Origin of the sequence: Nonlabens antarcticus (genome assembly GCF_015356755.1) — a bacterium.
In the GTDB taxonomy this organism is placed as follows: Bacteria; Bacteroidota; Bacteroidia; order Flavobacteriales; family Flavobacteriaceae; genus Nonlabens; species Nonlabens antarcticus.
Window position 1 is genome coordinate 1 of sequence record NZ_JADFCO010000012.1, and the last position, 234, is coordinate 234.

Below are 234 nucleotides of genomic sequence, written 5' to 3' on the forward strand. Positions count from 1 at the left end.
CGATGAGATTGAATCGGGACAACTCGATAGACTCAATGCCCACCTAAAATATGGCATACAGGCGAGAGCTACCATAACTGGGTGGCTCAGAAAATATGGTACTTTTGACTGGCAGAACCTACCCGTTGCAACCATGGCAAAAACACCAGAACAGAAAATAATAGAACTAGAGGCTAGAGTCAAGCTGCTTGAGAAGCAGAAAGCTCGTGCAGAGCATCTGGCAGAGCGTGCCGA

General features: G+C 47.4%; 1 pseudogene. It reads left to right on the forward strand.

Annotation, left to right across the window (positions count from 1 at the left end):
* Positions 1-234: pseudogene (locus IQ282_RS15105) on the forward strand (hypothetical protein); the annotation flags it as partial.